The 13,875-nt window shown below is 44.2% G+C and carries 12 protein-coding genes, 1 tRNA gene and 1 pseudogene; 4 read left to right on the top strand and 10 right to left on the bottom strand.

Annotated features, from left to right (window positions below; genetic code table 11):
- Window positions 1-126 precede the first annotated feature (126 nt).
- The gene (gene trpB, locus B2866_RS07215) at window positions 127-1,401 is read right to left on the bottom strand and encodes a tryptophan synthase subunit beta (protein WP_227678716.1); all 1,275 of its coding nucleotides are present in this window, start codon (window positions 1,399-1,401) and stop codon (window positions 127-129) included.
- Between the two features lie 99 nt (window positions 1,402-1,500).
- A complete protein-coding gene (locus B2866_RS07210; RefSeq protein WP_296192162.1) occupies window positions 1,501-2,184 on the bottom strand; it encodes a phosphoribosylanthranilate isomerase in 684 nt (227 codons plus the stop codon).
- A gap of 226 nt (window positions 2,185-2,410) precedes the next feature.
- Between B2866_RS07210 and B2866_RS07205 the strand changes: the two genes are divergently transcribed.
- Window positions 2,411-4,060, top strand: a complete 1,650-nt coding sequence (locus tag B2866_RS07205) for a cryptochrome/photolyase family protein (protein WP_296192160.1) — start codon at window positions 2,411-2,413, stop codon at window positions 4,058-4,060.
- 59 nt (window positions 4,061-4,119) lie between these two features.
- On the opposite strand, the gene B2866_RS07200 is transcribed toward B2866_RS07205, so the two are convergent.
- Both B2866_RS07200 and B2866_RS07195 read right to left on the bottom strand, forming a co-directional pair.
- Window positions 4,120-4,368 (bottom strand): hypothetical protein, encoded by a 249-nt coding sequence (locus tag B2866_RS07200; RefSeq protein ID WP_296192158.1) that lies wholly within the window; start codon window positions 4,366-4,368, stop codon window positions 4,120-4,122.
- 163 nt (window positions 4,369-4,531) lie between these two features.
- Complete coding sequence (locus B2866_RS07195; protein ID WP_296192154.1) at window positions 4,532-5,272, bottom strand: DUF4230 domain-containing protein; 741 nt, start codon at window positions 5,270-5,272, stop codon at window positions 4,532-4,534.
- A 676-nt stretch (window positions 5,273-5,948) separates the two neighbouring features.
- On the opposite strand from B2866_RS07195, the gene B2866_RS07190 reads away from it, so the two are divergent.
- Window positions 5,949-7,667: a proline--tRNA ligase gene (locus B2866_RS07190; RefSeq protein ID WP_296192152.1), complete on the top strand. Its 1,719-nt coding sequence runs from the start codon at window positions 5,949-5,951 to the stop codon at window positions 7,665-7,667.
- Between the two features lie 102 nt (window positions 7,668-7,769).
- Here the strand turns inward: B2866_RS07190 and queF are convergent, their stop codons facing one another.
- The 4 genes from queF to B2866_RS07170 all read right to left on the bottom strand — a co-directional run bounded on the left by queF (window position 7,770) and on the right by B2866_RS07170 (window position 11,643).
- Window positions 7,770-8,657, bottom strand: a complete 888-nt coding sequence (gene queF / locus B2866_RS07185; RefSeq protein WP_296192148.1) for an NADPH-dependent 7-cyano-7-deazaguanine reductase QueF — start codon at window positions 8,655-8,657, stop codon at window positions 7,770-7,772.
- A gap of 65 nt (window positions 8,658-8,722) precedes the next feature.
- On the bottom strand, window positions 8,723-9,496 hold the full coding sequence (locus B2866_RS07180) for an ABC transporter permease (RefSeq protein WP_068408525.1): 774 nt from the start codon (window positions 9,494-9,496) through the stop codon (window positions 8,723-8,725).
- Window positions 9,497-9,628: 132 nt separating this feature from the next.
- Window positions 9,629-10,576: an ABC transporter ATP-binding protein gene (locus B2866_RS07175; protein WP_296192139.1), complete on the bottom strand. Its 948-nt coding sequence runs from the start codon at window positions 10,574-10,576 to the stop codon at window positions 9,629-9,631.
- A 389-nt stretch (window positions 10,577-10,965) separates the two neighbouring features.
- Window positions 10,966-11,643 carry a c-type cytochrome gene (locus B2866_RS07170; RefSeq protein ID WP_296192136.1) on the bottom strand — a complete coding sequence of 226 codons (678 nt, stop codon included), beginning with the start codon at window positions 11,641-11,643 and terminating at the stop codon, window positions 10,966-10,968.
- 370 nt (window positions 11,644-12,013) lie between these two features.
- On the opposite strand from B2866_RS07170, the gene B2866_RS07165 reads away from it, so the two are divergent.
- Window positions 12,014-12,090: transfer RNA gene (locus tag B2866_RS07165), tRNA-Arg, on the top strand.
- A gap of 206 nt (window positions 12,091-12,296) precedes the next feature.
- On the opposite strand, the gene B2866_RS07160 is transcribed toward B2866_RS07165, so the two are convergent.
- Window positions 12,297-12,662 (bottom strand): hypothetical protein, encoded by a 366-nt coding sequence (locus B2866_RS07160; protein ID WP_296192133.1) that lies wholly within the window; start codon window positions 12,660-12,662, stop codon window positions 12,297-12,299.
- Window positions 12,663-12,697: 35 nt separating this feature from the next.
- On the opposite strand from B2866_RS07160, the gene B2866_RS07155 reads away from it, so the two are divergent.
- Window positions 12,698-13,498: an SIR2 family NAD-dependent protein deacylase gene (locus tag B2866_RS07155; protein ID WP_296192131.1), complete on the top strand. Its 801-nt coding sequence runs from the start codon at window positions 12,698-12,700 to the stop codon at window positions 13,496-13,498.
- 93 nt (window positions 13,499-13,591) lie between these two features.
- On the opposite strand, the pseudogene B2866_RS07150 reads toward B2866_RS07155, so the two are convergent.
- Window positions 13,592-13,875: pseudogene (locus tag B2866_RS07150) on the bottom strand (adenosine deaminase); the annotation flags it as partial.

Here is a 13,875-nt window from a genome sequence, read left to right as displayed (position 1 = left end):
ACTAATTCTCTGATTTTTCAAAATTAAATAATATAAATATATATTGTGAACCCTCTATTAAACTTAATAGAGGGCATTATCAAACTAAATGAAAAATATTAATGATTTTTAAGCTAGAAAACGAATCTACAACTCAATCCCTTCTGCCTTCATTACTGAATGCAAATCCTTATCACCGCGACCTGACATATTGACGATAATACTTTGCTCAGGCGTCATGGTTTTAGCCAGCTTCAGCGCGTAGGCGACCGCATGAGCAGATTCAAGCGCTGGGATAATCCCTTCTTTACGCGTCACTTCATGAAAGCCCTCCAATGACTCTTTATCGGTACAGCCAACATATTCAACACGCTTCATGTCTTTTAAGAAGCTGTGCTCAGGGCCAACGCCCGGATAATCAAGACCCGCTGAGATAGAATGCGTCTCTTGGATTTGACCTTCATCATCTGCCATCAGGTAGGTACGGTTGCCATGCAGCACACCGATACGACCAGCGGCCAATGGTGCTGAATGACGACCTGATTCAATACCGTCACCTGTCGCTTCGACGCCATACATTTTGACCTCAGTATCGTTTAGGAAATCAAAGAATAGACCAATCGCGTTTGAGCCACCGCCGACACAGGCAACCAAGGCATCAGGTAACTTGCCGGTTTTTTCTAAATGTTGAATACGCGCTTCTTTACCGATAATCGCTTGGAAATCACGTACCAGTAGCGGATAAGGATGCGGCCCTGCAACGGTGCCGATAATATAATAGGTCGTATCAACGTTAGTCACCCAGTCGCGCATGGCCTCGTTCATGGCGTCTTTCAGCGTCCGCGAACCTGAAGTCACTGGCACCACCGTCGCGCCGAGCAAACGCATACGATAAACGTTCATCTTTTGGCGCTCGACATCATCAGCACCCATATAAACGATACACTCTAACCCTAGGCGCGCAGCAATCGTTGCCGTCGCAACGCCATGTTGTCCTGCCCCAGTTTCGGCGATAATGCGTTTTTTACCACACATCTTGGCAAGTAGTGCCTGCCCGATGGTGTTATTCACCTTATGCGCGCCCGTATGATTTAAGTCTTCACGCTTAAAGTAAATCTGCGCGCCGCCAATCTCATCACTCAAACGTTTGGCATGATAAAGCGGGGTTGGACGACCGACATAATTGACCAAATCATTATGATATTCTTCCCAAAACGCCGGATCGGCTTTTACTTTGGTATATAAGGTTTCAAGCTCTTCAAGCGCTGCCATCAGCGTTTCAGAAACAAAACGACCGCCGTGAACGCCGAAATGTCCACGCGCATCAGGATATTGGTTAAAGTCTTGCACGTTTTCTGGATTGGTAAAGGTATTGATGGCTTTAGCCGTGGCAGATACATCTTTGCTTGCGACATGACTCATGATAATTCCTACTATAATAAGTGGTATTTTTTAGAATAAATAAAGAGAGAGATTTTAGGTAATGAGCTATTTAACAAATAGAAATTCACCGTTAAAAAGCTAGTTACTAATATTCGAAGGTTCGCTCGGCGTCTCGTTTTGCCATCGGTCGCGTTTAACCGCTTTCATAAAGGCACGCATTTTGGCAGCGTCTTTTTTACCTTTGCCCGACTCAATCCCGCCGCTGACATCGACGGCATAAATCGGCAAATCAAGAGTCGCAGCGACATTGTCGGCATCAAGCCCGCCCGCTAAAATAATAGGCAGCGAGCTGTCTTGCGGTAGCAAGCTCCAGTCAAAACGTGCACCAGTGCCGCCATACTTATGCGGATGGTAAGCATCGAGCAAAATACTGTTCGCGCCAGCGGCAGCAAACTCATCAATTTGAGCACTTACGCTAACAGTGGTGTGCTGCTCAGTATTGATACGCAAGGCTTTTATCCAGCGTTTATTGACCGCGCTTGCCAGCTGCTGACACTGCTCGGGTGTTTCATCGCCATGGAATTGAATGATATCAAAAGGGACATGGTTTGCCAGTTCAATCAGTTCTGCTCGCGGCATATTTACCACCAAGGCCACGACACTTATAAAAGCGGGCAAAGAAGCACTTAGCAATTGTGCCTGCTCAATAGTAACAGCGCGCGGACTCGGTGCATAAAACACCAGACCGACGGCATCGACACCCAACTGAGCAGCCATCTTGATATCACTAGGCTGGGTAAAACCACAAAACTTAACCTGCATAATGTGACCTTATATATAACACTAAATAGAGATAACACTAGATATGACGTGGATAAATTGCCTTGGCTAAGGTAGCCGACCGTAAATACTGCTTAGCTATGCTAAATAGCAAATATGATGATTTGTTAATTGAATGGCAAATCCATTGCATCCAAAAACTTATCCTAGCATACTTTTATTCACAGTTTTGTTTATGATTGCGATTGATTAATATAGGAAAGATGGAATGTCTAAAACGGTGGCGGCAACGTCTCAGCACACTGCTAGCAATAATACGACGAGTGCAAACCCTGCACATTATTTAATGTGGTTTCGTCGTGACCTGCGAGTTCATGATAATACCGCATTGGCAGCGCTTTGCGAGCGTGCAAATGCGAATAATGCGCGCATCAGCGCTATTTTTTTTATGACGCCTGAACAATGGCATGCACATGATATGTCACTCACCCAGCTCGATCATATCGCCCGCAGCTTGCCAATCTTAGCAACCTCTTTGCAAAAACAATTGAATATCAACTTAACCGTACAGCTCTGTGCCAGCTTTTCTGATTGTATAGAGTCGCTCACCACCTTGTGTGAGGTAAATGATATCAGCCTTGTCATGGCAAATCATGAGTACGAAGGTAATGAGATTGACCGCGACCAAGAATTAACCAAACAACTTGCTAAATCCGATATCGAATTTATCCGCTGGCACGACCAATGTATCTTGCCACCAAAAACCATTACCACCAATGACGATAGCATGTATCAAGTCTTTACCCCATTTTATAACAAATGGCGGCATACCTTGGAGGTTAGCAGCTTACAAATGCACCAAGCCATGGCGGTAAACTCTCAGTCAAAAAGCAGCCAGTCAAAAATCACCCTAAAAACTGCAAGAGATAGCGCTCATACTGTTAAAGACATAGAACAATTAAGTAAAAAAGCCGTCGAAGATTATCAAAAAGGGTTAGAGACTGCCGTAGAGTATCAGCACATTGATTTTGGTGCTCAGCTTGAGCACGCTAGGATGGCTTATCTAGCGGGTGAAGGGGCTGCGTGTCAACGTTTAGAGGATTTCATCGCGGATGATATTGATAACTATGACATCAGCCGCGATGTGCCAAATTTGCAAGCGACCAGCCAGCTATCAGCTTACCTCACTATGGGCGCAATAAGCCCAAGACTTTGCTATCTGCAAGCTACAAAAGAATTAGAGAGATTACAGGATAATGAGAACGGCAACTTTAGCAGCTCTGATAACAACGATATTAATCGCTGGATAAGTGAGCTGGCGTGGCGAGACTTCTATCGCCATGTCTTAGCGGATAAACCAGAGCTTATCCAGCATCAGGCTTATAAGCATGAGACCGACACTAAGATTAATTGGTCGTACAATGAGGATGATTTTGGTGCGTGGTGTACGGGCAGGACGGGCGTGCCCTTAGTCGATGCCGCGATGCGTTGCTTAAATGCCACGGGCTTTATGCACAATCGCCTGCGTATGGTGACGGCGATGTTTTTGACCAAGGATTTACTGATTGATTGGCGCTTGGGTGAGGGTTACTTTATGCAGCAACTGATAGATGGCGATTTTGCATCCAATAATGGCGGCTGGCAATGGAGCGCGTCGACAGGCACGGACTCTGCGCCCTACTTTCGTATTATGAACCCTTTTAGCCAAGCTAAGAGCCATGATGCTGATGCATTATTTATTAAGACTTGGCTGCCAGAATTAAAAGACGTGCCAAGCAGTGTTTTGCATTCAGAAGAGAAGCTCCGTAAAGCCATCAACAGCGCCGATATGTTTGATAAAATTGATTATCCAGCCCCCATGGTTGAGCATAAAGTAGCCCGGCAACTAGCGATTGCTGAATTTAAAAAACAATCATAAATTTAATAAAGCCTTGAGCTTAAAGATGCTGCAAAGCCAATGGGTTTGACAAGAGAGCGCTAGCTATCTACTTGAGCTACCTTTTGCGTCACACTGCCAGTTTGTACCAAACTGCTTTGTGCTGCACCATCTATATCGATAGCTGGCTTTACTATTCGCGTCTGAATCGTATAAATGGCATACGCAAGACAAGTAAAGCTTATGATGAGCAGCACCCAGGTTGCGAAAGATAGCGATTCTTTTGCTTTAGAGTGCTTGGTTAATTTACGCTTCTCATGAACAGAGGGCTGATTATTAGGAGTTGTCATATGCGCCACCTCATATATCATATAAGCTCATTTTAGCGACAGTATTTATAAGTCTATCGCCAATAATAAATAAGTCCTGCTATATAATATAGTAACCTTATTGCCCATAATTTCAAGCGACATCTGTTAACTAGCGTAGCGGTTCGTTAGTCCATTTTAAATATTAAGTCGTTGGCAATTGACACGCCCCTGCGCCCTGCGTGGTGACCGTCACGACTGCACCGGTTAATGAAAATAACTGCTGCAATTGGGTTTGCGCATTTTCTAATGCCAGATTCATCACATCACCGCGGCAAGCACGCTCAAGCACTTCTTTTTTCGCCATACTTTGCGCTTGTTGCAAGATCTTTGGATCGACCTGCATCATACCAAAAGCGCCCGTTTGCCAATCATAGATTTCGATATCGTCTAAATAAACAGAAAATATTTCTGACGGCGGCAAGGTGATATTGATTTGCGGCATCATTGACACAGGCGTATTAGCATCGGCTTTTTGTAACTTGTTAACATCAATCTCTGGCTGCACCACCTGTACCATCTCAGGCGTTAATGCACTCAAATCAATCCCTGCTTCTACGCGCCCGCGTGCAATAAACAAACCCTTTTGCTCATCTTGCCACAGCTTCATCCAACTGCCTGGTTTTTGGCTAGTGATAACGGTATCGACACTAAACGCCACCGTCTCTAAACGATTTAATTTTTGGACTTGCATCACCACCCCTTCACGGGTAATGGTTTCTATCGGTTCTTCCTTGGTGAGGTTTTGCAGGCTATAAATCGCAAAAGCGAGCGCGGCAAGACCGATAAGTAATACCAGCCACGACAGCATGGAGATGGGTTTTTTCGCTTGCGGGCGCTTGGCATTATTACTACCCGCAGGAGAGCGGTTATCAGGGTTGACCATGTAAACTACCTCAAGGTTTTATATTAATTGTTATCAGCATTGAATTGACTGGTATTTAATTGCTAAACAGTACACCTTAAATGCTATTTGTTTGTAACGATTTCAAGCAGTTACTACCAATCGCCAACACAATTAAGTTTACCCTGTACTATCGCCAAACTGTCTTTAAATAACTACTTATACTTCTCTATCTATACAAGAAAAGTGACCAATTATTCTTTTGCATCAATTAAGCATAAATTTGACTGTCAACTTGCCAAAAAGTAATTGATTTTTAGCCCCATAAACGTCCTAATTTTAATAAAATATGCGCGTTTATATAATGTTTGGGATGAAACAACAAAAAGTCATTGCGTCTTAGGCGAACTTTACCTAACATAGTCAGATTGTATAAGCAAAATGTTGGCATGCAGCCATTTTTCTGGCTTTTTTGCTAAAAATATGACGCTGTCAATATCGATGTATTCATACAAAAACAAAAGTTCCACCCTTTTTGTAAGGCGTTTTATAAACGCACTTTCTAATAACGTGCTGCTTGCTGCAGTACTTTTTAGCTAGGCAGGTCCTAGACTATTACCAAGTGATAAAAGGTAAGCTTGCGTCGGCCATTAAAGCACACGCTCAATATCCTCCTATTTCTTATTTATTTTATCGTTGATAAGGTTCCGCTTTATTTATGAAAGCCAGTCAATTTTTGTTTGCCACGCTAAAAGAAACGCCCAGCGACGCTGATATCGCCTCAAGCCAATTAATGGTAAGAGCAGGTCTTATTCGTAAAATCGCTTCTGGATTGTATATCTGGTTGCCGATGGGGCTGCGCGTGTTGCAAAAAGTCGAACGCATCGTTCGCGAAGAGATGCAAAACGTCGGCGCTCAAGAAGTGCTGATGCCAATGACCCAGCCTGCCGAGCTTTGGCAAACGACCGGGCGTTTTAATGACTATGGTCCTGAGCTACTGCGCTTTAAAGACCGTCACGACCGCGATTTTGTCTTGGGGCCGACGCATGAAGAAGTCATCACCAACCTTGCTCAAGGTGAGCTGCGCAGTTATAAGCAGTTGCCGATTACCTTTTTCCAAATCCAAGGTAAGTTCCGTGACGAGATTCGTCCACGTTTTGGTGTGATGCGTGCGCGTGAATTTACCATGAAAGACGCTTATTCATTCCACGCTGACCAAGCGTCACTCGCCAAGACTTACCATGAGATGTATGACGCTTATACGCGCATCTTTACCCGTTTAGGCTTAGATTTCCGTGCCGTGCAAGCGGATACCGGTTCTATCGGCGGTTTTGCGTCGCATGAGTTTCATGTGTTGGCAGACAGCGGTGAAGATGATATCGCTTTCTCTGACGTTTCTGATTATGCAGCCAACGTTGAGCTTGCCGAATCGGTCAGCACCGCTGAGCGTCAACCACCAAAAATGGCGCGCGAAGATGTTTTAACAGAAAACATGACCAGTTGTAAAATGGTTGCCGAGCATCTAGGCGTACCCTTAGAAACCACGGTAAAAACCTTAATCGTCCACGGTCATACCGAAGATGATGAGGCGCAATTAATCGCGATTGTCTTACGCGGTGACCATCAGCTCAATACCATTAAAGCGGAGAAAATCGAAGAAGCCAATGTACCGCTAACGATGGCTTCTGATGAAGAACTCAAAGCCGCTGGTTTGCATAAAGGCTATATCGGCGTTGATTTGGATATGCCCGTATTTGTCGATCGCTCTGCAGCGTCTTTGTCAGATTTTGTCTCGGGTGCAAATGAAGTCAATAAACATACCATCGGTATGAACTGGGCGCGTGATGCGAGCATTACCCGCGTCGTTGATGTGCGCAATGTACAAGAAGGCGATCCCTCTCCTGATGGTAAAGGCAGCCTAAAAATCAAGCGCGGCATCGAAGTCGGTCATATCTTCCAGTTGGGTGATAAATACTCGCAAGCGATGAATGCAACCGTTTCTGGTGAAGATGGCAAGCCCGTGACCATGATGATGGGTTGCTACGGTATTGGGGTTAGTCGTATCATCGCGGCGGCTATCGAGCAGAACAACGATGAAAACGGTATCATGTGGCCACAAACGCCAAGCGTTGACGATTCAATTGCGCCGTTTGAAGTCGCTATCATACCGATGAAGTCAAAAGAAGACACCGTCATGCAGACGGCGACCGCGCTGTATGAAGAGCTAAAAGCCCAAGGTGTTAACGTCTTGCTAGATGACCGTAACGAGCGTCCTGGCGTGAAGTTTGCCGATCTTGAATTGATTGGTATACCGCATCGTATCGTGGTTTCAGACCGTAACTTGGCTGAAGGCAAATACGAATACGTCAATCGCCGCGAAACGGAAAAGCAAATGCTGAGCCGTGAAGAAGTGATGGCGAAAGTAAGCGGCAAATAGTTTTTGATAAAACTTGCTCAATAAAAAAGCGCCTATCTGATTCAGATAGGCGCTTTTTTATCAGTTGAATGCTACAAAACCGATTTAAATAAAACCATTACCTTACTGGCGAATTAAGCGGCTTGGCTGCGGTAATAGTTTTATATCACTGACGCGGCAAGGATTGATATCGATACCGCCGCGACGTGTATACCACGCACGAACCATCAACTCGCTTGGCTCATAATGTTTGCTTAAATCAGCAAATATTTGCTCGACACACTGCTCGTGAAAGCCATTATGCTGACGGAAACTTAAAACATAACGCAGCATGCTCGCTGCATCGACTACTTTATTACTAGTAATCGAAACCGCTAACGTACCCCAATCTGGCTGATTGGTCACCGGACAATTACTGCGCAGCAAATTAGAATAAAAAGTATAAGGCTGCGCAACTTCCGCCGTATTGCCGCTTGCTACATTATTATCATCTGCCTTGCTCTTTAGCAATGACGCGTTAGGATGTTTCGTTAGCGCTACTTTCTCGCTACTATTGGCAAGTGCCTCATCAATACAAACGCCTTCAGGTTGAGCAATCAATAAGCCTGTTCTTTTATTGTTCAAGTCATCATCTAAGCCAAATAACTCAACGGCTACTTCTGCTTGTACGCATGCTGATAAATCTTTAGTAATCAGCGTTTGCACCTCGTCCCAGCTAGCAAATTCAGTAAAGTTGATACTGTTCAAATACAGCTTAAGTGATTTTGATTCGACGATAAATGGTGAGCGGGCAGGAATAGCAAAGCGCGCAATCGCCACTTGCGAAACACCTTGAGGATTGAGCCAAGACAGCTCGAAGGCGTGCCACCAATCGACGCCCACTGCTAGCTTATCGTCTTGCCAGCCGATAACGTCGCGGCCTAGACTACGCGCTATCGGATATAAAGTCTCGGGACTATACTCAGTTGGATAATCAGTGGTTTGTTCGCCTAAAATACCGTGAATACTCATGAGTACTTCCTAATAGTAAAACTGATGATAGTTAAAATGTTAGAGATAGTAGCGTTCACAGCAGCTTATAAACGAATACGCGAACCATCACTTAACAGTCGATAAGAGATGATATAAAAAATGACGCAAAAAGCAAAAATAGCTGCCATCGAATACCACACATTGACATCAGAATAGCCAAGAATGCCGTAGCGGAAAGAGTTCACCATATAGACAATTGGGTTTAACAGTGAAATATTTTGCCAAAATGGCGATAAATTTTCCATCGAATAAAACACCCCGCCAAGATAGGTCAGCGGCGTCAACACAAAGCTTGGAATAATAGAAATATCATCAAATGAGCGCGCAAATACGGCGTTGATAAAGCCGCCAAGCGAGAATAAAACCGAGGTGCCAATCACCGTAAATAAGGTGATAAATAAGTGCTCAATACCCAGCTTGGTAAAAAATAACGCCACAATAAAGACGATGACCCCAACCGCCAGTCCGCGGAAAATACCGCCACTGATATAACCCGTCAAAATAGCGTGCTTAGAGATTGGAGATACCAACAGCTCCTCAATGCTCGAGTGAAACTTAGCACTAAAAAAGCTCGAAACCACGTTTGAGTAACTGTTGGTGATAATTGCCATCATAATCAAACCGGGCACGATAAACTGCATGTATGGCACACCGCCCATCTCGCCCACGCGCGAACCGATCATTTTACCAAAGATGACAAAATACAGGCTCATCGTAATGACTGGCGGCAATAATGTCTGCGGCCAAATGCGTAATATGCGGCGAATCTCTTTAATCAGCAGGGTGCGAAAAGCAATCCAGCGTTGTGCGAAGTTCATGCGTTATCTCTCCTAAGCAATCTGCGGGCTAATATCAAAACGCTATCATTGCCCGCAGTGTTGCCTATATGGTTGCTATATTTGTAGTGGTCTATTTATCTGGGTAAATTGGAAAATTATGAATAAAACAGCCTACGAGCTCAAAGGTTCATGCAAGCTTTTATCGACCAAGCGCATAAACAGCTCTTCTAAGCGGTTGGCTTTATTACGCATGCTCGCCACCAAAACGCCTTGCTTAGACAACTGCTCAAAGACACCGTTTAGCGACTCACCTTCGGTCAATGTCACCTCAAGCGTTAAATCATCGGGCTGTAGCGTATCAGTGACCCCTGTTAAAGCAATTTGTTTGGTCAATGGCGTTGCTAAATCAAAGACAAAAGTTTCGACCGATAACTGCGCAAGTAAATCTTTCATTTCCGTATTAATACGAATTTCGCCATGATCTAAGATAGCGATACGCTTACAAAGCTGCTCTGCTTCTTCCAAATAATGGGTGGTCAAAATAATCGTGGTATTTTCTTCAATGTTAATCTGCTGCATAAACTCCCACATCGAACGGCGCAGCTCGATATCGACCCCAGCCGTTGGTTCGTCAAGAATCAATAGCTTTGGTTTATGAATCAAGGCGCGCGCAATCATCAATCGGCGCTTCATACCGCCTGACAGCTCTCGCGCCTTATTATCGCGCTTATCCCATAAACCCAATGCCTTGAGCAGTTTTTCTGCCCGTGGTTTGGATTCTTTCGCCGCAATACCAAAATAGCCGGCTTGAGTAATCAAAATATCTTCAACTTTTTCAAACTGATTGAAGTTAAATTCTTGCGGTACCACGCCCAAAAACTGCTTGGCCTTTGAAGGTTCAGCCAATAAGTCGGTACCAAAGATATGCACACTACCCGCCGTTGGCTTAAACAGTGAGCTAATGATACCAATCATCGTTGATTTGCCCGCACCATTTGGCCCAAGGAGCGCAAAAAATCCACCTTGTGGCACTGTCAAGCTGACATCTTTTAATGCCGAAAACCCGTTGCCATAGGTTTTAGATAGGTTCTGAATAGATAGCGCTGGCACCTCAGACATGAATACCTCTTTATTAATGATGTATCTATAAAGGAATATAGAAGACGATTTAGGGAGATTGGTTTTTCTACTATTTGCTTTCGTATCTTAATACGAGTCTAGTGTCTTAATGTGAGGCTCATGGCAGGCGATTTCAACGTTAGGATGATATAACCACGTTATTAATAATATCAATCGTCGCCCACAAAAAAACGCCTACCTCATTAGATGAAATAGGCGCTCTATAAGCTTCTATATATGATTGCTGTTATCCGCAATACTGTAGCGTTTTTAGAATATTTTGACTATATTAAGCAGAATAATGATAAAAAAGCAAAATAGAAGACGATAACTACTTTACCGTCTCCTGCTGTTTTTTATTACTGTTGCATATAAGTCAGCCAATTAAATTAGCTTGCTTCACCAACCATATAATCCACTGCGTTTTGTACTTCTTCATCAGGAATATCAGCGCCGCCTTTGGCAGGCATAGCGTTAAAGCCGTTGATAGCATGGGTATACAAGGTATCTTTACCTTTAGCGATACGAGCTCCCCAAGCGCCAGCATCACCTAGCATAGGCGAGCCAAGTAAGCCTGATGCGTGACACGTTTGGCAGACAGCGCTGTAAACGGCTTTACCATCACGCGGACCATCGCCTGCTGCTGGACCTGCAGAACGTGCAGTGACGTCGCACACTTCGTCGTCTTCAAAACAGACTTTAGCAACCGGCTGAATACGAGCAATCAAGTTAGGATACAAAGCGATGAGCTTTTGTACTTGTGGCGTATCTTGCGGGATAGGCTCTTCTTCAGCCGCAGGTGCAGCAGCGGCTGTTTCTTCAGCGGGCGCCTCGGCAGTGCTTGCGTCTGCTGCCGCAGCTTCATCAGTAGCTGCAGCGCCGTCTGTGGTATCGGCAGCAGCTTTGGTATCGTCACCCAATTTTTCAGGCAAGTTATCGACAACCTCTTGCCCTTCTGCGACATCTGATACGGTTACAGGCGTGTCTACAACACTTTCGGCTTGGCTCACAGCGATACTAGCGATTCCTAGAATGGCAGCTGCCGATAACATAACTACTTTTCTCATTCGTCACGTTCTCTTATTGCGTATACAAGGGCCGACACGACTTGGACATTCTGTTTGTCCTCCTTTGATAACCAAGCAGTTATCAATAGCAAACAGCCATCCCGCATACGGGCGCGCTTGTAATCGGTGATTATAAATATGAATTCTCCCTGACATTATAAGGGAAAAGACAGGTAGATTGCCATGCCTGTTTGCCGACTATGGTGTTTTTTCTTAAAAAACGTCAATAGCGGTCTTCATTCATTGGCTTTATGACTTTTATTTGTTAGACTAAGCGGTCTTAATTTTTAGACGCCTTATCGTTCTAATAACGGCTAATTACCCATAGTTATATATCATGGCATTAGTTGAGATTTAGTCGCTAAATGACGCGCTCGTAGCTCAGTTGGATAGAGTATCGGTCTCCGAAGCCGAGGGTCGTGGGTTCGATTCCCGCCGAGCGCACCAATCATCATAATCACTCATGTTTTACCCTTTTCTAGTCCTACCTATTATCTCATAACACTTTAACAGCAAGGCGTTACGCTCTTAACTGCGGCCTATCACTGTGCGTTAACAATGATAAAATGTTGTATATAAAGTTGTTAAATTTACCTAATAGCCTTCTCTACCATACTCGTACACGTCGATATTCTACATTCAAACTTATAAAATTATTCTGCATCTTGCAAATTCGCTGTTAGCTGAGTGCGGCTGGGGACACGGTGATAATTAATCACGGGTACGTCTCCCAAACGGCGCTGACCGGCGTCAAGCTTTTTATCAATGGTAATCATAGCCACTTTTTTATCTTGCTTGCTAATCAGTAAATGATTGGCTTTACGGTTGACACGGTAGTCAGGAAAGTACTGCTTAACCAATTCTGCAGTTTTTTGTAGCGCATCATTGAGTGGTGTTTTTGCGTGCCCCGACTTTAGGTTGTGCTTATCGGCAGTTTTAGGCGCGCGCGATTTTGCCAATACCCATAGTCCGATGACAACCGCGAGCAATATGACAAGCCACCAAATACCATCTATCATAGAAGTCTATATCCAATCTTAAAAAGGGATGGCTCATGTTAACAGAATTATCACCTGCGTTAATAGCCGAAGTCGAAGGCGCTGCCAAATTGCTGGGCTCAAAACAGCGCATCTGTATTTTAACGGGCGCTGGTATTTCAGCAGAAAGCGGCATTCCAACGTTTCGAGATAAGCAAACAGGCCTTTGGGAAAATTATGTGGCTGAGGACTTGGCAACGCCTGAGGCTTTTGCTCGCGACCCAAAACTGGTGTGGTCATGGTATCAGTGGCGCCGGCAGTTGGTCGCTGAGAAAAAACCGAACCCTGCTCATGATGCTTTAGCGCAGTGGCAATATCATAGCCAATCTACCGAGCAGCAATTGACGCTTATTAGCCAAAATGTCGACGATTTGCATGAGCAGGCTGGTAGTAATGTCACCCATTTACATGGCAATCTTTGGCAAAATCGCTGCAGTCAATGCGATGCGCCCTACCAAGCGCAATCTAGAGGCTCATATAGCAGTGCCGATACCCTAGATTATAGTGACACTTTGATTACTTGCTCACATTGTGATGGCTATATACGCCCTGATATCGTGTGGTTTGGCGAAGCGCTGCCCGTACAAGCATGGCAGACAGCAGAGGACGCGGCAGCCAATTGTGAGGTCTTTATGAGTATTGGCACCTCAAGCCTCGTTTATCCTGCGGCAGGCCTAGCGCAATTGGCAAAAGAAAACGGCGCTAAAATCATCGAGATAAACCCACATCCAACACCGAATACTATCGTTGATATTACCTTAGCAGAAAAGGCTGGGATTATTATGCCGTTATTAATCCAAAAAATTACGGCCATGTAGCTATCACCTAAAAAGCACTTTGTAAAAAAGAAAAAGGCTTAACGATTTATATAACCGTTAAGCCTTAATCATTGAAAATATCTTTAATCACTTCTACCGGAGAGCAAGATCCACTCGCGCTAAGTATTGCTCTTTTAATTCATTATCTATAAATGAAGATCTAAAAGAGTTTTTTACCAAAGTAACGATATCGTTTTCTGTCAGAGGCAGATTGTCACATATATTGATAAAGTTTTGATTCATATAGCCTTTAAAATAAGCAGGGTCATCAGAGTTGACGCTGACATTCAAGCCATAATCGAGCAGCTCTTTAATATTGTGCTGTTTGTAACTCTCAAATACCTTGAGCTCAATATTATACCAAACCCAAAATATAT

It is taken from the genome of Psychrobacter sp. UBA3483 (assembly GCF_002377905.1).
Classification (GTDB): Bacteria; Pseudomonadota; Gammaproteobacteria; order Pseudomonadales; family Moraxellaceae; genus Psychrobacter.
The sequence above is the reverse complement of the archived record's forward strand: the minus strand, read 5'-3'. Positions and strand labels throughout refer to the sequence as shown.